Below are 17576 nucleotides of genomic sequence, written 5' to 3' on the forward strand. Positions count from 1 at the left end.
CGAACGGCCCGCGGCAACCGATGATGACTGGAGCCCGCATGAGCCTGCCCGCCGCCTTCCTGCTGGCCGTCGAACGCCTGATCCCGCGCGAGCGGCGCTTCGATGACCCCTTGTCCACCCTGGCCTTCGGCACCGACGCCAGCTTCTACCGGCTGATCCCGAAACTGGTGGTGCGGGTGGAGTCCGAGGCGGAAGTGGCCGAGCTGCTGAGCCTGGCCCACGCCGAGCGCGTGCCGGTGACCTTCCGCGCCGCCGGCACCAGCCTCTCCGGCCAGGCCATCAGCGACTCGGTACTGATCGTCCTGGGCGACGCCTGGAACGGCCGCGACATCCGCGATGACGGCGCGCGCATCCGCCTGCAGTCCGGGGTCATCGGCGCCCAGGCCAATGCCTGGCTCGCCCCCTACGGCCGCAAGATCGGGCCGGACCCGGCCTCCATCAACGCGGCGAAGATCGGCGGCATCGTCGCCAACAACTCCAGCGGCATGTGCTGCGGCACGGCGCAGAACACCTACCACACCCTGGCCGGCATGCGCCTACTGCTGGCCGACGGCACCCTGCTGGACACCGAGGACCGCGCCAGCGTGACGGCCTTCCGCGCCCGCCATGGCGCCCTGCTGGCGCAGCTGGCCGCCCTCGGCCGGCAGACCCGCGCCGACGAGGCCCTGGCCCAGCGCATCCGCCACAAGTACCGGCTGAAGAACACCACCGGCCTGTCCCTGAACGCCCTGGTGGACTACGAGGAGCCCCTGGACATCCTCACCCACCTGATGGTGGGCTCCGAGGGCACCCTGGGCTTCATCAGCGCGGTGACCTACGACACCGTGCCAGAGCATCCTCACAAAGCCACCGCCCTGGTGGTGTTCCCCGACGTGGAGACCTGCTGCCAGGCGGTGCCGGTGCTCAAGCGCCAGCCAGTGTCGGCAGTGGAGCTGCTGGACCGCCGCAGCCTGCGCTCGGTGCAGGCCATGCAGGGCATGCCGGCCTGGGTGCGGGAACTGTCGGCGGGCGCCTGCGCCCTGCTGATCGAGTCCCGGGCCGCCACGGCCGACGACCTGGATGCCCAGCTGGCGGCCATCCGCGCCAGCCTGGCGGCGTTCCCGGTGGAGAAGCAGGTGGACTTCAGCCAGGACCCGGCGGTGTACAACCAGCTCTGGCGGATTCGCAAGGACACCTTTCCGGCGGTGGGCGCGGTGCGCGAGACCGGCACCACGGTGATCATCGAGGACGTGACCTTCCCGGTGGAGCGACTGGCCGACGGCGTCAACCGGCTGATCGAGCTGTTCGAGCGGCATCGCTACGACGAGGCGATCATTTTCGGCCACGCCCTGGAAGGCAACCTGCACTTCGTCTTCACCCAGGGCTTCGACAGCCCGGAGCAGGTACGGCGCTACCAGGCCTTCATGGACGACGTGGCGCAGCTGGTAGCGGTGGAGTTCGGCGGCTCGCTGAAGGCCGAGCACGGCACCGGGCGCAACATGGCGCCCTTCGTCGAGCTGGAGTGGGGCCATGACGCCTACCAGCTGATGTGGACCCTCAAGCGCCTCCTGGACCCGCGCGGCATCCTCAACCCGGACGTGGTGCTCTCGGAAGACCCGCAGATCCACCTGAAGAACCTCAAGCCATTGCCGGCCGCCGACCCCATCGTCGACAAGTGCATCGAGTGCGGCTTCTGCGAGCCGGTCTGCCCGTCCAACGGGCTGACCCTGACGCCGCGCCAGCGCATCGTCATGTGGCGCGACCTGCAGGCGCGCACCCGTCGCGGCGAGGACACCGGCGCGCTGCACGAGGCCTACCGCTACCAGGGCCTGGAGACCTGCGCCGCCACCGGCCTGTGCGCCCAGCGCTGCCCGGTGGGCATCAACACCGGCGAACTGGTGCGCAAGCTGCGCGGCCAGGACGCCCACCACGCCGGCGCCGCCGACTGGTTCGCCGGGCACTTCGCCACGACCCTGCGCGGCGCCCGCCTGACCCTGCGCGCCGCCGACAGCGCCCGGCGGCTCCTGGGCGCCCCCCGCCTGGCGCGCACCAGCGCGGCGTTGCGGCGACTCTCCGGCAACCGCCTGCCCCAGTGGTCGCCGGCCATGCCCCAGGCCACCCAGCCGCTGCGTCTCCAGCCTCTACCGGCCACCGATGCGCGGCCGCGGGTGGTCTACCTGGCCGCCTGCGTGTCCCGGGCCATGGGCCCCGCCGCCGGCGACGCGGAGCGGATGCCGCTGATGGAGAAGACCCGCGCGCTGCTGGAGAAAGGCGGTTACCAGGTGGTGGTGCCGGCCGCCGGCGACGCCCTCTGCTGCGGCCAGCCCTTCGCCTCCAAGGGTTACGCCGACCAGGCCGCGGCCAAGCGCCAGGAACTCGTCGATGCCCTGCTGGAGGCCAGCCGCGGTGGCCTCGACCCGATCTACTGCGACACCAGCCCGTGCACCCTGCGCCTGCTGCAGGAAGGCCTGGACCCGCGGCTGGACCTGTACGACCCGGTGCGGTTCATCCGCACCCATCTGCTGGAGCGCCTGGAGATCGTTCCCGAGGATCGCCCGGTGGCGGTGCACGTCACCTGCAGCACCCAGCACCTGGGCGAAAGCCAGGCGCTGATCGACCTGGCGCGGCGCTGCAGCACCCAGGTAGTGGTCCCGGAAGGCATCCACTGCTGCGGCTTCGCCGGCGACAAGGGGTTCACCACGCCCGAGCTGAACGCCCATGCCCTGCGACGCCTGCGCCAGGCGGTGCAGCACTGCGACGAAGGCATCTCCACCAGCCGCACCTGCGAGATCGGCCTCAGCCAGCACGGCGGCATCGACTACCACGGGCTGGTCTACCTGGTGGATCGGGTCAGCCGCCCCAAAGTGCCAGCATTCGACTGAACCCTCGCCGACGCACGGAAGTCCATTCCAGTAAGCCCGCCCATGCGGCGGGCCCATTCGACTCGGAGGTTTGCGTGCCCTCAGTCCACCGAGAGGACATCCGAGAGCCTGAGGATGAAAAGAGGATCCATGCGATGAAACGTACCGCCCTGCTGATCACCGCCGCGTTGATGGTTTCCCCGGTCTTCGCCGCCGAAGACCTGTGCCGCGTCAACCTGCAGAAGATCGAAGACAACAAGGCCACCAACCCGATCCTGGGTGACCCGCTCAAGCAACAGGTCGCCGATCTGGAAAGCGAGGCCAAGAAATACCAGGCCGCCGGCGACCTGGAGAAATGCGCCAGCTCCGCTCAGCAAGCGCTGACCCTGCTGGAGAAGCAGAACACCGAGGGCGGTGGCGAAGGGACCCAGTAATCGGTTCGTTCGACCCTGCATTCCCGGTTATGAAAAAGGCCAGCCCCTCAGGCTGGCCTTTTTCATTGGGCCGTTTTTTTAAAAAACCGAGCCTGACGGCAATAACGACCGCGAAGCTGTTCGAGCGGGTTAGCCCTTTCCCCGCGCGCCTCGACTCCAATCCCAATCGCCCAGATCAGGCCCGACGTGCCGCTTGGTCTCCCAGCACATGGAGCAAGGCGAAAACGCCGGTCGAGTCGAGGCACAGCCGCACCAGGCGCACATCGCTCCGCCGCGCTACGCCAGTGGTCGATGAAGCCACCGCCCATCACGCACCGCTCGCACGACCTCGACAGTGGGAAGCACGCCCATGTGCGACCGACCCCTCAGGCGAAGCCAACGGGCCTCCCTGCCCTCACCAGGCGCTACCCAGCAGCGACAGCACCAGGCGTCGTATCTGGGCGTGGTCCACCGGCTTGCTCAGGCAGGCGGTGGCGCCCCGCTCCCGGGCCTCGGCGAAGATGTCCTGGGACAGGCTCGAACCGATGACCACCACCGGGATCGACTGGGTGCGCGGCTCCTGGCGCAACCCGTCCAGCAGCGCCAGCGCATCGCCATCCAGCAGGTCCAGGTCCAGCAGCACCAGGTCCGGCGTCAACAGCTGGAGTTCGGTACGGGCGCGGGTGGCACCATCCACGGCGTGCACGTTCACCTGCTCCCGCAGACCCTCCCGCAGGGACTGGGCGCAGGCCAGGCCCGGCTCGACGCACAGCAGGTCGGGCAGGCGCTCCGGCCGCAGGGCGCCGGCCTCGTCGGGTTCCGGGCGCGCCGCGCCCGGCAGCTCGATCCAGAAACGGCTGCCCACGTGGGCGGTGCTGCTGTAGCCCATCTCGCCGCCCATCAGGTCCGCCAGCTCCCGGCAGAGCACCAGGCCGATGCCGGTACCCGGGATGGTGGAGTTCTCTCGCCCGAGGCGCTGGAACGGCTGGAACAGTTGGGCCTGCTGCTCGGCGCTGAGGCCGCTGCCGGTGTCCTCCACCCACAGGCGCACGCCGCTGGGTCGCAGCTCGTAGCCCAGCCGCACCAGCCCCTGCGGGCTGTTGTACTTGATGGCGTTGGACAGCAGGTTCAGTACCACCTGGCGCAGGCGGCGGGCATCGGCCAGGACGTACAGCGGCGGCTCCGGCAGCTCGGTCATCTGCAGGTCGAGCTGGCGCGACTGCAACTCCGGCTGGATCAGCTCGGCGCAGCCGCTGAGCACCGCGCCGATGTCCACCGGCTCCAGCTGCAGCTTCTGCCGGCGGTTCTCGATGCTCGACAGATCGAGGATATCGTCCACCAGCGAAGTCAGGTGGCGGCTGGCCTTGACGATCTCCCGGGCGTATTCCAGCTCCACGCACTCCGCCTGGGGATCGTGCTCCTCGGCCTCCAGGGCGATGAGCTGGGCGAAGCCGTGGATGGCGTTGAGCGGCGTACGCAGCTCGTGGCTCATGCTGGAGAGGAAGCGGCTCTTCGCCTGGCTGGCGGCCTGGGCCTCGCGGGTCGCGCGGCGCAGTTCTTCCTCCACCTGCTTCAGGCGTGTGATGTCCACGTGGGTGCCGGCCACCCGCAGCGCCCGGCCGTAGGCATCCCGCTCCAGCACCTTGCCGCGGCTCAGCAGCCAGGCATAGCGGCCCTGGGCGTCGGCGAAGCGGTATTCCACGTCGAAGTTGCCGTCGCTGCTCTCCATGAACAGCTGCCGCAGGCGACGCACCCGGTCCAGGTCGTCCGGGTGCACCCGCTGGTTGAAGTCATTGAAGGTCAGGGTATCGCTGCCCAGGCCGAAGCGCTTGACGAAGCGCCCGCTGATCTTGAACGCCAGGGTGTTGGCGTCCACCTCCCAGATACTCTCGGTGGTGCTCTCCAGCACCAGTTCCAGGCTGCGTTGCGCCTCGTGCCGCTTCAGCTCGCTGGCTTCGAGCTGCGCACCCGCCAGTTGCACCGCCTCGGCCATGCTGCTCAGTTCATTGATCCGGGTCTGCGGCGCCACCGGCCGGTACTGCCCCTCGCCGATCTGCCGCATCATTTCCACGATCCCGGCGATGGGGTGGGCCAAGGCATCGCTCAGGTGGCGCGAGCGCGCCCACATCCAGGCGAAGAACAGCGCATAGAACAGCACCAGGCCGGCGATCAGCACATAGCCGATCTGCTGGTAGCGCAGCGCCAGGGTGTTGGTCTCGTGGAAGATGTCCGCCTCGTCCACCACCATCAGCAGGCGCCAGCCGGTCTGAGGAATTTCGCTCCAGGCCACCAGTTGCTTGCGCCCGCCGAGCATCACTTCCTGCACATTGTTGTCGCGCTTGGCGGCCATCGCCTGCAGCAAGGGCTGCATACCCTGGCGCCGGCCCAGGTTGAAGTCCTCGGGCTTGAGCACTTCGCGGCGCACCGCCTCGGCGTAGGAATAACTGGTCAGCTCCCGCAGCGCGAAGTCCTGCTCGCCCGCCTCCGGCAGGGCCATGATGTTGTTGTCCCGGCTCACCAGCATCGCGTAGCCCTGCCAGGGCACCGCCAGGTGGCTGATCTCGCTGAGCATCTGCCCGACGGTCAGGTCGAGGCCGGCCACGCCTTCGAGAAAGTCGCCGCGGTAGATCGGCGCGATGGCCGACATCATCCAGCCCTGGCCGGCCGGATCGAGATAGACGTCGGTCCAGACCAGGGAACGCTGCGGGTTGTGCTGGGCGTCAGCGAGATAATAGAAGTTGTAGTTCGGTATCACCATGTCGTGGGGATACTGTTCCAGCGGCGCGAAGAACGGGTAGATGCGGTTGTAGCTGTCCCAGCTGTTGTAATACACCGCCGCCACCAGCGGGTTGGCCGTGCGGATCGAGCGCATCAGCGGGTCCACCTGGGATAGGCGCATGGCCTTGGCGTGGTCCTGCTGGTCCAGGGGTGTGCTGTTGGAATAGAAGGAGGCGGCACGGCCGTCGTCGCTGCGGCTGTAGAACACGCCGTCCGGGCTCTGGGTATGGCGGTAACGCTCGGTCTCGTCAGGCTCGAAACGATGATCCGCCAGGGCCGTGGCGGTGGCATCGCGGTAGATGCGCAGCTGCGCCTCGATGCTCGCCAGCCGCCCGGCGATCACCTGGCCTTCCCGATGCACGGCACCGGCCAGGTCCTGCACGGCGTTGCGCTGCAGGTACTCCAGCTGGGCGTCGCGGATCGCGCCGTTGCTCAGCAGGTAGACGGCGATCAGCACCGATTCCACCAGCACCAAGGGAATCAGCGCACTCTGAACGAAGGCACGCCAGATCCATTGACGCAAAGCTTTACCCGACTTGCGCGGCATCGAAAACGCTCCCCAAGGGCTCGCGAAACAGACCGCAATCATATAGACCAGCGCGGGGAAAGGCAGGGTCGACGTCAGCCTCTCCTTTCGGTACACTCGGGACCGATACGGCCGGAAAAGCCGTGTCGCGGGGCCGATCAGGATTCGACGCCGGTAACAAAACTTGAGGGGCATGCCGAGCTGGTAGCAGAACTCGTAAATTAGCTGCTGCAAACTTATAGTTGCCAACGACGACAACTACGCTCTAGCAGCCTAAGTGCCGCTAGCTGACCCTAGGGGATGCCTGTAAACCCGAAGATCTGGTCAGTCATATAGAACAGGATCGCCGCCAAGTTCGCTGTAGACGTAACGGCTAAAACTCATACAGCTCGCTCCAAGCGCCCTGCCACTCGGGCCGCGAGGAGTTAACTCAATAGAGATGGCTATGCATGTAGAACCAATAGCGGAGAGCTGGCGGACGGGGGTTCAAATCCCCCCGGCTCCACCAAATAAACCCCTAATTTTCCTAGCGAAAATCAGGGGTTTTTCTTTGGGTGTCGAAAAATCGTTTGGCGATGGACGGCTGCTGTATATCCAACACCTCCGCCAGCATTTTCCTGTGACAGCCCACGGGCCTGACGAAGCTCATTCAGGGGCATTTCTGCGAGCAGCTCTTGGGCTTTGGCTTTTACCTTGGCCAGATGGAAGCCTTTGCCGACTGGTGCCGCTCCGAGCAAGGCCCGGGCATCAACGATGCAGGGCAGGTCGACAGGCAAACCCTGCTCGATCACGTCAAGCACCTGCAACAGAAAGTGAGCCAGCGCGACTTGGCCATTGCCACCGCGTAGAACCGGCTTTCCAACGTGAACCGCACCCTGGAGACGATACATGGTGATCGTCAGGTCAGGCTATCCAGCCCGAGCCAGGCGCTGTGCATGCAGGTTGAACGGTAAGAACCGAGCCGCCGATAGGCCAGGATCGTGAGCAACTGCGACCATTACTCCAGGCACTGGATGATCAACAGCAACAGCGTGTCAGCGCCATTCTGATGCTAGCCCGTGAGACCGGCATGCGCCTTCGCGAAGCGATCCTTGCCGACCTGCCCCGCTTGTTTCGCGAGGCGGATCGACACGGGGCGATCAATATTCAGGATGGCACCAAGGGCGGTCGATCAGGGCCTACGCGCCGCGCTGGATCACCGTGACGGATTAGGTTAGAGAAGCACTCAGTGCTGCATGCCCGAGCCTCCCCCACTGGCAGACGCAACTTGCTGAGCCGCGACGAGGAATACAAAACCTTCCTGCAGCAGACCGTAAGCCGGCCCGAGAAACCCTGCACGCCCATGAACTGAAAGGGTTTCGCGAGCTACGGGCGGCCTATGCCTGCGAACGTTACGAGCAACTCACAAGCTACGCCGCCCCGGTAAATGGTGGCGATGGCTATCAGCAAAATCGCGACCTCGATCGCGCTGCCCGCCAACAGATCAGCCTGGAGTTGAGCCACAACCGCATCGACGTCGTCTCGGCCTACATCGGAGGCAGACGATAAGAAAACCCTTCGACATGGAGCTATTTCTGCAGGGCGTACTGACCGGTTCGCACGCCACACGGCAGCGGCATATCAGGCAGGCGAAGGTGATGCAGGCGATTCAGAAACGGTTTGGACGAGACAACCCTTGCCGCTGGCAGCCCAAGCATTTCCGATGGTTCGAGCAGTACTATCTGAAAAATTGCAGCGCGGCGACTAATATTACTACGAACTTACGGTGCGCATCATACAAAGCAGATCAGGTAGGTCTGTACAGGGAGCATAAAAACAGTTCAGCCTCAAATACATGTAGTAATCGTGCCCCTTCAGTAAGTACTGCTTACATCAGCAGAGCGCTCCATAAATGGCTGACTGCCATCTCCACTTACATGAGAGTGCCGATCTCGAATAGCCGAGTAGTTAATTTTTTTGAAAATTAGTCCATGACTAGCTTATAAATATATAGCGAGCTCAGTTCGGATTGCGAAGTTACGACACCTCAAGCTTGGCTAAGGGACTGGCTTTAGCCAGTCCCAGTGAGCGAAGTTAGCGCTTCGTGCGATTTTTATACTGCCGAGCATCTGCGCTGTAGCTTGGAGCAAAATTTAAATTGCGGCTAAGAAAGCACCGGCGGCATTCCATTTTGATTGTGCCGAGAAAGTGGATTACATATCCCATCCACCCAAACTTACCGATGCATAGTTTGGTTTTTCTACCCCGCTTCTTAGCCTCACGCTCACGAATTCTAATTGCTTTTTCATGGCTGACTTTTATAACACTGGCGCGCAGCCAGCTTGCTGCGGAAATCAACCCAATAAAAATTGACGTTACTTTTTAAATAAAAAGAAAGAGTTTCCATGGCTCCGCATTCCTAATGGGCTGTGTATAACTTTTAGATAAGGGGCGCTGCGCTGAGCTTTATCGCGCAGCGTCCAGCCCGAAGGGAGCGGCCTTGACCGCAGTGTTAGGCGTTTGCTTTTTTCGATACAGTTGAGTTGTGAATGGCCAACATCAAAGATTGGAGAAAACCGATATTTGATTGAGTGCTTCTCCCCTCGTGGAAATAGCGCCATTGCTCAAATACTAATTTGTTGTTTTCTAAAAGCATAGAGAAATCTATGTCTTCAGCATCGCCAATAAATTCTAGTGTTTTTGATTCGATTTCTTTTTGAATGTCTGGCGGTAGCTTGCTTAACAATTTGGCTAGGTCGTGACCGCGTGGAGCCTGATCAACTCCAGTGCTAACTATTAGCGTCTTCAGCCCCATTTCAACGGCAAATGCTGTCCAAGCAGGGAGAGCCATAAATGCAATTGCTGCATAATCGGCGTTAATTTCAATAGTCACCGAACTGCACGTTTGGTCTTGAATTCTCGCTTTGGTGGCGGCCTCAGCAACTTGTTTTAGTACAAGCGCGGAAGCAGTGAAAGTCCTAAAGGTATTCTTAATCACAATGAATAATCCGATAGCAAAATGAATGCATAACTATAAATAGAAACCAAGTGGCGGAGAGCTCCCAGGACGGGCGTGGTGTATAATATTCTTTGTTCCTTTGGCTAACCGTGTTTATGCTGAGGCTTTCAGCGTGCAGATGAGCGTATAAAGGAGTTATACACCATGGATGGGCAGCCCCGGTTACTCGACCAAACGTGGGAGCAAATTCGCCTCCGACACTACTCGATCCTCACGGAGCGTGTCTATTGCAGGTTGGTTAAGTCGTGCAGCAGGAATAGGTCCGCTGAGGTCGAGGCAGCTCATGCGAATTTCGCAGTGTGTGGCTACGTCTTAACCAGTACTCAGCACTAGGCGCCACCTGGTCTGATCCTGATCGTCAGCTTTTGGTGGCGGAGCATCTGAGACTCAACGCCTCAGAGTGAACTGTTACCGTCACATTCGCCTCGTGAATTTGGGCTTTCGATATTCCAATTGGTATTCCAGAACCCTTTTTTAAGCAGAGCTTTTTCAACAAAAATAGTGACTTAGCAGATCAATTCAGATCACCCGGCCACAAAAAGCCTTTACAGATTAGTCGCCTAAAGTTTACCGCAAATGCCTTTTGGGCTGTTTCGGCTGGGAATGACAGCTTAACGACAGCCCTCATCATCACTCCCAGGCTCTAGCAGTCCTCTCAAAGAATCAGGACGGCCCAGGCGCCTCGATCCAACCCTGGTCTCTCTGCTTTAGGTATCGGAATGCCTTCATTCCGATTGCATAGGGCGATATTCAGAGCGGGTTCTGCGCACCAGTGCTTCGCCGGTTTGTCGGGTAAGTACCGTACTGACCCGAGGAATGCGCGTTAGAGATCTAGCGTTCCCACACGCCTGCCCTCTTTGACTTTACGCGTCATGTCAAGCAAAGTTGACACCTCCGAACTGCCCCCCGCCAAGCGCTGAGGAGTGTGCCGTGTTCCCCATCGATGTGTTCCTGGCCTATACGGCCGCTTGCATCCTGTTCGTGCTGGCGCCGGGTCCCGATAATTTGCTGGCTGTTGGTCGGGGACTCAGCCAGGGGAGATGGGCCGCGGTCGTGTCCGGCACGGCCTCCGGCGCGGGCATTCTGTTTCACGTGGCAGCGGCGGCGTTGGGTCTGACGCTGTTGATGCAGACGTCGGCGCTGGCGTTCTGGGCAGTGAAAATCGTCGGGGCCGCGTACCTGCTGTGGTTGGGTATAAAAGTCCTGCGCTCGCGCAATCTGATCACCTTCAAGCCCGCGACTCGCCAACCGTTGCCAAGTATTTTCATGACCGGCTTCCTGTCGGCGGCGCTCAATCCGAAGCCCGGCTTTTTCGTGTTGGCCTTCATCCCTCAATTCGTCGATCCCCATCGGGGCTCCGTAACCGTTCAAATGGTCGGATACGGGGTCTGGTTCGCCTTGATGACCGCGACAGGCTTTGCCCTCATGGGGGTGTTCGCTTCTGGACTGTCGCGTTACCTGCAGCGCAGCCCGCGGCTGGTGAATGGCTTGAACGTCGGCGCGGGCTTCACGTTTGTTGCATCTGGCGTATCGGTAGCCGCGCTGAGTCAGCGATAACGGGGCGGATGTGTGAGCGTGCGACTGCCCCTCCCGGGAAGCCCCATGACGTACAGCTGGATCGCGATCATCCTGATCCTTTGCGCCTGCGCCAGCGGTCCCAGCCCTGAACAACGGGCGGAGCAGCGCGTGTGGAAACAGCAGGTGTTCAGCCACCTGAGCCGGCTCAAGTCCTACCCCCGGCAAGCACGAGCGCAGGGGTTGGCGGGTCAGGTGGAGGTGGAGTTCACCGTCGACGCGCAGGGTCGGGTGGTGCGCCAGCGCATCCTCCGCAATACGGGCTCGGCGCTGTTCGTGCAGGCGGTCCAGACCTGGCTGTCCAGCGCCTCGCCCCTGCCCGCGCCGCCGCCCTGGCTGCTCGAAGGGGGAGAAGCCCGCGTTCGCGCGCCCTTCGTGTTCTGCCCGGAGCGACACTGCCCGGAATAGGCCCTGCATCGCCTCCACCGCGCCACGGGCAGGTGAAGCAGATTGCCTCCTGATCGCGCGCGCCTCGGCGCGGGAACGTGAACTCGTATCGAGGGCACGAAAGCGGGCGCCACCGGAACCTCGGAATGAACGAGGCTCGGCCATCGCCTCGTCGAGGAGGCTTCGCCTGGCGAGAAGTGAGGCGAGCAGGCGCCTAGGTCGATAGACTGCGATTCGCCAACCCCCCGGCTGGAGGACAGCCATGATCGTTCCTATCGCCCTGGCCATCGTGTTGGGCCTGACGCTGTGCGCGGTGATCGCCCGGCTGCCGACCCGGCGACTGCGCCTGGCAGTTTCCCTCGTCGTGCTCACCGTGGGGGCGGGGTGGGCGATCCTGTCGCACAGCAACACTGCCTTCGCGCTCGGCATGGCGATGCTCGGTGCGGGGCTCGGCTCGTTGGCGCCTGAGCGGCCCGAGCATCAGAAGGCACCCGAGCCTGACGACGAGCCCGAGTGACCACGACGCGTCGCCGCACTGGCACCCTCCGCTTCCACGCCCCCAGGCTATGACCCGGGACAGGTGATCGAACGCCTGCCGGCCTCGTGCGTGGGCTTGAGCCCTACCCCACCCCGGTCGGCCCATCCAGCACGATCCGCACCTTCTTGGCGAGGTCGGCGGGCATGTAGGGCTTGGAGATGGTGTCGAACTCCGAGCCGCCCAGGTCGGTGCGCTCGATGGAGTTTTCCGCGTAGCCGGTGGTGAGCAGCACCTTCAGCTGGGGACGGCGGCGGCGGGCTTCGCGGGCCAGCATCACGCCGTTCATGCCGCCGGGCATGATGAGGTCGGTGAACAGCAGGTCGAACTCGGCGCCGGTCGCCATGGCGTCCAGGGCCTCCTTGGCGTTGAGGGCGATCTCGGCCACGTAGCCGTAGTCCTCCAGCACCATCCGCGCCAGCTCGGCCACGTCGGGCCGGTCTTCCACCACCAGGATGCGTTCCTTGCCGGCGTGCACCGTCGACGCGGACTCGGGGGCCGTCGCCGCCAGCACGCTGTCGTCCGCCGGGAAGTACAGGCGCAGGGTGGTGCCCACGCCCTCCTCCGAGTAGATGCGCGCCGAGCCGCCCGACTGCTTCACGAAGCCGTAGACCATGGACAGGCCAAGCCCGGTGCCCTTGCCTTCCTCCTTGGTGGTGAAGAACGGGTCCATCACCCGGTCGCGGATGCTGGCCGGCATGCCAGCGCCGTTGTCGGTGATGGCCACGCTCACGTAGCGGCCCGGCATCAGGCCGTCGTAGGACATGGTGGCGAGCGGCTGCACGGTGATGTTGCGCGTCTCGATGCCGACGCTGGGGTTGTCCCGCCCCTGCAGCGCATCGCGGGCATTGAGGAAGATGTTGAGGAGCGCCACTTCCGCCTGGGTGGGGTCGATGCGGCAGTTCCACAGCTCCGGCGCCAGGTCCATCTTCACCTCGATGTCGCCGAGGGTGCGCTCGGCCAGTTCGTCGACGGTGCGCATCAGGGCGTTGAGGTTGAGGACACGCCCCTGGAGCTTCTGCTTGCGGGAGAAGGCCAGCAGCTGCTGGGTCAGGGTACTGGCCCGGTCCGCCGCCGCCCGGGCGTGGGCCGCGCTGCGGCTGATGCGCTCCTGGTCGTAGTGGGGATTGGTGGCGGTGCGCTGGATGATGTCGATGTAGCCCAGCATCACCTGCAGGAGGTTGTTGAAGTCGTGGGCGATGCCCCCGGTAAGCTGGCCCAGGGCTTCCATCTTCTGCGCCTGGCGCAGGGCTTCCTCGGCATCCCGGCGCCGGCTGACGTCCAGCTGCGAGGCGAAGTAGTAGATCAGGTCGCCGCTGTCGTTGTAGACCGGCGAGATGAACAGGGCATTCCAGAAGGAGGAACCGTCCTTGCGGTAGTTGATGATCTCCACCGCGACTTCGACCTGGTTCTCGATGTTTTCCCGGACCACCTTCACCACTTCGGGATCGGTTTCCGGGCCCTGCAGGAAGCGGCAGTTCTTGCCGATGATTTCCTCGGCGGTGTAGCCGGTCATTTCCAGGAACGCGGTGTTGGCGAAGATGATCGGGTTGTCCCACTGGTTGGGGTCCGTGACGATCATCGGCATCCGGGTCATCGCGACGGCTGCGAAGAAGATGTTCTTGCCGGGGTTGGACAGGTTCGCCGTGGCGCTGTCGTCCACGCGGGCGTTTTCGTTTTTCGGGGAATTCGGCACGGAGCACCTGGCAAGCCGCGGGATCGGAAACGAATCTGACCACAGCTTCCGCAAAAAAAGCGAGCGACCTTCGCGGCAATCCCGGGGCAGCCCGCTGGAGCAGTCGCGGCGCCCGCAGGCTTGCCGGAAAGGCCGCTCCGCCCGCCGCCCGGCCCCGTCCGGGCAGGCGGGCGTACAGGCCCTCAGAACACGTTGAGGGGGTATTCGATGATCACCCGCACCTCGTCGTGGTCCGGCCAGCGGGTGCCGCTGGAGGACCGGTGGGTGGACTGGCGGATGCGCAGGCTGAGGTCCTTGGCCTGGCCGGACTGCACCACGTAGCCGACCTCCAGGTTGCGCTCCCATTCCTTGTTGCTGTCGGCGTCCTCGTCGTACTGGCCGATGCGGGTGTAGTACGGGTTGCGGCTGTTGGAGTTGTCCATGCCGTCGCCACGGATGTAGCGCGCCATGAAGCTCAGGCCGGGCACCCCGTAGGCCGCCATGTTGAGGTCGTAGCGCAGTTGCCAGGAGCGTTCGTTGGGTTCGCTGAACGGCACCACCGCGCCAGCGTTGCCCAAATAGAGCGCGCCGCTCTGGGTGCCCTCGAACGCGACCCAGTCGAACGGCTCGTCGCCGTCGATCATCTGGTAGCCCACCGATACCTTGTGACCGCCGAAGGCGTAGCCGGAGAGCAGCGACCAGGCGGTGTTGTCGATGGGCCCGCCCTTGGAGGCGCCATAGTCGTGGGTGTCGAACAGGTTGAAGTTGAATTGCAGCGACTGGTGCGCATCCAGGGGCAGCACGTAGGTGGCGTTGCCGTAGTACTGGCGCCAGATGTCCTTGAGCTGGTCGGCATAGACGGTGAAGCTCAGGCGTTCGTCGACGCGATAGGTGCCGCCCGCGTAGTCGATGGCGCGTGCCGCCGGCAGCACCGTGTAGTCGGTGGTGATCTCACCGTCGCGGTTGGTCGAGTCGGTGCTGGTCACCGAGGTGAAGTGCCCGGCCTGCAGGTTCAGCCCGTCGATCTCGTCGCTGACCAGGCTGAAGCCGGTGGCGGTGGAGGGCAGCAGGCGCACCTGGTTGGAGGCGAACACCGGCACGCTGGGCACCTGCTGCCCGTATTTGAGCACGGTGTTGGAGAAGCGCAGCTTCACCGCGCCGCCGAACTTGGAGTATTCACGCTCCGGGTGCCCGTCGCCGTCCCAGGGCAGCAGGCTGGTGCCGGTGCTGCCACCGCCGCCGTCCAGGCGGACGCCGAGCATGCCGAAGGCATCGACGCCGACGCCGACGGTGCCCTGGGTGTACCCCGAGGTGTAGAAGGCCATCAGGCCCTGGGCCCACTCCTCCCGGTACCCGTTGCGCGCCGAAACCGGCTTGTGGCCGTTGGCGCCCAGGTTGTTGCGCGCGCCGTTGCGCAGGTCCCGGTAGAAATAGAAGTTGCGGTTGAGCAGGTTCAGGTGGCTGTCCTCGATGAACCCCTTGGCGTCCTCCTGGGCAGCGTAGGCGCTGCTGGCGAAGGCCAGGCCGAGGGTGCAGGCGAAGCTGCCGAGGGTACGTCTGGCACAGGTGGGTGCAGCGTGTCGCTGGTGGTTGTTGCGCATGGCCCGTTCACTCTTATTGTTGTTGTGGCTGGGAAAACGCTTCGGTACGGCGGCGTGCGGGTCTTCGGCGGTGCGTGCTCCTTCCGCGGCGGCGGCATGGGGGCGGACGCGAGGGCGCCCGCGGGTTTTTCCGGACGCACGAACCCCGGGCAGCGCGAACGCCGCCGGCAGCGGGGCCGTGACAGGCCGGTGGGAATGGCCCGGCGACCCCGTCGGGGCCAGCCGGGCTAGCGATCAGTAGGCGCGCGGGGCGCGCTGCTCGGCCTCGACGACGTCCAGGCTCATCTCGCCCACCGAGTCGATGGCGATGGTCACCCGGTCGCCCGGGGCGATGGGGCCGACGCCCTCGGGCGTGCCAGTGGCGATGACGTCGCCCGGGCTCAGGGTCAGCACCGAGGACACCAGTTCAATCAGCTCGGCGATGTCGACGATCATGTCGCGGGTGTTGGCGTCCTGCTTCAGCTCGCCGTTGACCCACAGCCGGTTGCCCAGGGCCTGGGGATCGGCGACCTCGTCGGCGGTCACCAGGTAGGGCCCGAGGGGCGTGAAGGTGGCGAAGGACTTGCGCATGGAGCGCTCCTCCTCGGCCACGCCCGGCTCGATGCGCAGGGTGGCGTCGATCAGGCAGGCGTAGCCGAACACGTACTCCATGGCCTGCGCCCGGGGCACGTCGCGGGCGGTGCGGCCGATGATCACCGCCAGCTCGGACTCATGGTCGAAGCGGCGGGTCGAGCCCCGCGGCAGCACGATGCGCTGGCCGGCGCCTACCAAAGAGCCCGGCGCCTTGAGGAAGAAGCCCTGCTCCCGGGCGGTACGGCCCTTGCTGACCGAACGCGCGCCCAGCTCGCCGACGTGCTTGCGGTAGTTGGCCGGCGCAGCGAACAGGTGCGACGGATGCGGGCTGGGCGGCAGCAGCGAGACCTGCGCCACGGGAATCGGCGTGGCATCGCGGCGGCAGGCTTCGACGGCCGGGCGCAGCGCGTCCCACTGGGCGATCAGGTTGTTCATGCGCTGCCGTGGCAGGGCCTGCAGCGTTTCCGGCAAGGCGTCGGTGACGTCGTAGAGGTGCTCGCCCTCCACCACGGCGAGCCGGTAGTCATCGAATACTGCGAGTTTCATTGGTTGTCCCCGTCGGCCCGCAGGCCCTCGTCCGCTTGGAATTCTTCCCGGTAGTAGCCGAGCGCCCGCAGTGCCGGTGCGTCGTCCACCACGAACAGCACCGCGTCCTCGCTGGAGTCGTTGTGGTGCGCGTGCCAGGCCCAGGGCTTCACCGCCAGGAAGTCCCCGGGGCCCCAGTCGTAGCGCTGGCCGTCCACCTCGCTGTAGCCGTGGCCGCGCAGCACGCAATACAGCTTGCTGCCGGTGTGGCGACGGGCGCGGCCATGGAAACCGGGGCGCAGCTTCTGCAGCTGGGTGCCCAGGGTCTTCATCGCCGGGCCGCCTTCCACCGGGTTCTGGTACTCCAGGATCACGTCGTCCCAGGGGTCGCGCTCCAGGCCTTCGGCCCGCTCCAGGGCCTCTTCGGCGGCCGGCCAGGGGTAGGCCAGCAGCGGGTTGATGCCCGGCCGGTGGCGCGCCCGTGGGCTGCGCAGGGTGCCGCTGCCGAAGGCCCGGTAGGAGAACTCCGGCACCGCGCCCACCGGCTGCATCTCGCCCTGGTCGTAGGGCTCGAAGAAAGTGGCGTGCAGCGAGCGGGACAGGCTGATGTCCAGCACGTCGAGCCAGATCATCGGCTCGGCGCCACGGTGCACGTGGTCGTGCCAGGCCATGCTCGGGGTGAGCACCAGGTCGCCCTCGTTCATCTCGTAGCACTCGCCGTCCACGGTGGTGCTGCACCCGGTGCCGCGCAGGATGAAGCGAAAGGCGTTGGCGGTGTGGCGATGCGCCTCGGCCACTTCCCCCGGCAGGATGTACTGGATCGACGCCCAGAACGTGTGGGTGGTGCCGAAGGGCAGGCCCGGGTTGGCCAGGCGCAGGGTGCGCCGTTGCCCGCCGGAGCCGATCCGGATGGCCTCGCCGACCCGCTCCAGCAGCGGCATCAGGTCGTTCCAGCACCACAGCACGGTCTGCATGTCCGAGCGCGGCTCGCGGGTGAACAGCGGCGGGTCGTCCGGCTGGTGGACGCGGCAGTTGAAGCGGGCCAGGTCCTCCTTGAGGGCGCGGCGGGCATCGCCGTCGGCCATGGAGCCAGTCGCTTCGGGGGAAGAGCCGTGAGCATTCATTGTTATTCTGCCCTTTTGGTTAAAAG

The 17576-nt window shown here is 64.6% G+C and carries 11 protein-coding genes, 1 other RNA gene and 1 pseudogene; 7 read left to right on the plus strand and 6 right to left on the minus strand.

What is annotated here, in order from left to right:
* The first annotated feature begins 38 nt into the window (after window positions 1-38).
* Entirely contained in the window at window positions 39-2861 is a 2823-nt protein-coding gene (locus FM069_RS13445; RefSeq protein ID WP_143488876.1) for an FAD-binding and (Fe-S)-binding domain-containing protein, read from the plus strand.
* Between the two features lie 134 nt (window positions 2862-2995).
* Window positions 2996-3274 (plus strand): hypothetical protein, encoded by a 279-nt coding sequence (locus FM069_RS13450; protein WP_143488877.1) that lies wholly within the window; start codon window positions 2996-2998, stop codon window positions 3272-3274.
* A 394-nt stretch (window positions 3275-3668) separates the two neighbouring features.
* On the opposite strand, the gene FM069_RS13455 is transcribed toward FM069_RS13450, so the two are convergent.
* Window positions 3669-6578, minus strand: a complete 2910-nt coding sequence (locus tag FM069_RS13455; RefSeq protein ID WP_143488878.1) for an ATP-binding protein — start codon at window positions 6576-6578, stop codon at window positions 3669-3671.
* A 129-nt stretch (window positions 6579-6707) separates the two neighbouring features.
* Here FM069_RS13455 and ssrA point away from each other — a divergent pair.
* Together ssrA and FM069_RS13470 are read left to right on the plus strand one after the other, a co-directional pair.
* Window positions 6708-7065: a transfer-messenger RNA gene (ssrA, locus tag FM069_RS13460) on the plus strand.
* A gap of 196 nt (window positions 7066-7261) precedes the next feature.
* Window positions 7262-8105: pseudogene (locus tag FM069_RS13470) on the plus strand (integrase domain-containing protein); the annotation flags it as partial.
* Between the two features lie 943 nt (window positions 8106-9048).
* On the opposite strand, the gene FM069_RS13480 reads toward FM069_RS13470, so the two are convergent.
* On the minus strand, window positions 9049-9534 hold the full coding sequence (locus FM069_RS13480) for a HEPN domain-containing protein (RefSeq protein ID WP_143488879.1): 486 nt from the start codon (window positions 9532-9534) through the stop codon (window positions 9049-9051).
* Between the two features lie 951 nt (window positions 9535-10485).
* Here FM069_RS13480 and FM069_RS13485 point away from each other — a divergent pair.
* The 3 genes from FM069_RS13485 (at window position 10486) to FM069_RS13495 (ending at window position 12034) form a co-directional block, all read left to right on the plus strand.
* Entirely contained in the window at window positions 10486-11112 is a 627-nt protein-coding gene (locus tag FM069_RS13485) for a LysE family translocator (protein WP_143488880.1), read from the plus strand.
* A gap of 45 nt (window positions 11113-11157) precedes the next feature.
* The gene (locus FM069_RS13490; RefSeq protein WP_143488881.1) at window positions 11158-11538 is read left to right on the plus strand and encodes an energy transducer TonB; all 381 of its coding nucleotides are present in this window, start codon (window positions 11158-11160) and stop codon (window positions 11536-11538) included.
* A gap of 241 nt (window positions 11539-11779) precedes the next feature.
* Complete coding sequence (locus FM069_RS13495; protein WP_143488882.1) at window positions 11780-12034, plus strand: hypothetical protein; 255 nt, start codon at window positions 11780-11782, stop codon at window positions 12032-12034.
* A 103-nt stretch (window positions 12035-12137) separates the two neighbouring features.
* Here the strand turns inward: FM069_RS13495 and FM069_RS13500 are convergent, their stop codons facing one another.
* The 4 genes from FM069_RS13500 to FM069_RS22075 form a co-directional block, all read right to left on the minus strand.
* The gene (locus FM069_RS13500; protein ID WP_143488883.1) at window positions 12138-13748 is read right to left on the minus strand and encodes a histidine kinase famiy protein; all 1611 of its coding nucleotides are present in this window, start codon (window positions 13746-13748) and stop codon (window positions 12138-12140) included.
* A 182-nt stretch (window positions 13749-13930) separates the two neighbouring features.
* Window positions 13931-15328 carry an OprD family porin gene (locus tag FM069_RS13505; protein ID WP_143488884.1) on the minus strand — a complete coding sequence of 466 codons (1398 nt, stop codon included), beginning with the start codon at window positions 15326-15328 and terminating at the stop codon, window positions 13931-13933.
* A 234-nt stretch (window positions 15329-15562) separates the two neighbouring features.
* The gene (locus FM069_RS13510; protein WP_143488885.1) at window positions 15563-16447 is read right to left on the minus strand and encodes a fumarylacetoacetate hydrolase family protein; all 885 of its coding nucleotides are present in this window, start codon (window positions 16445-16447) and stop codon (window positions 15563-15565) included.
* Window positions 16444-17511: a cupin domain-containing protein gene (locus FM069_RS22075; protein ID WP_143488886.1), complete on the minus strand. Its 1068-nt coding sequence runs from the start codon at window positions 17509-17511 to the stop codon at window positions 16444-16446. The genes FM069_RS13510 and FM069_RS22075 overlap by 4 nt, the downstream gene beginning before the upstream one ends.
* Between the last annotated feature and the right edge of the window lie 65 nt (window positions 17512-17576).

Source organism: Pseudomonas mangiferae, from assembly GCF_007109405.1.
GTDB classification, from domain to species: Bacteria; Pseudomonadota; Gammaproteobacteria; order Pseudomonadales; family Pseudomonadaceae; genus Pseudomonas_T; species Pseudomonas_T mangiferae.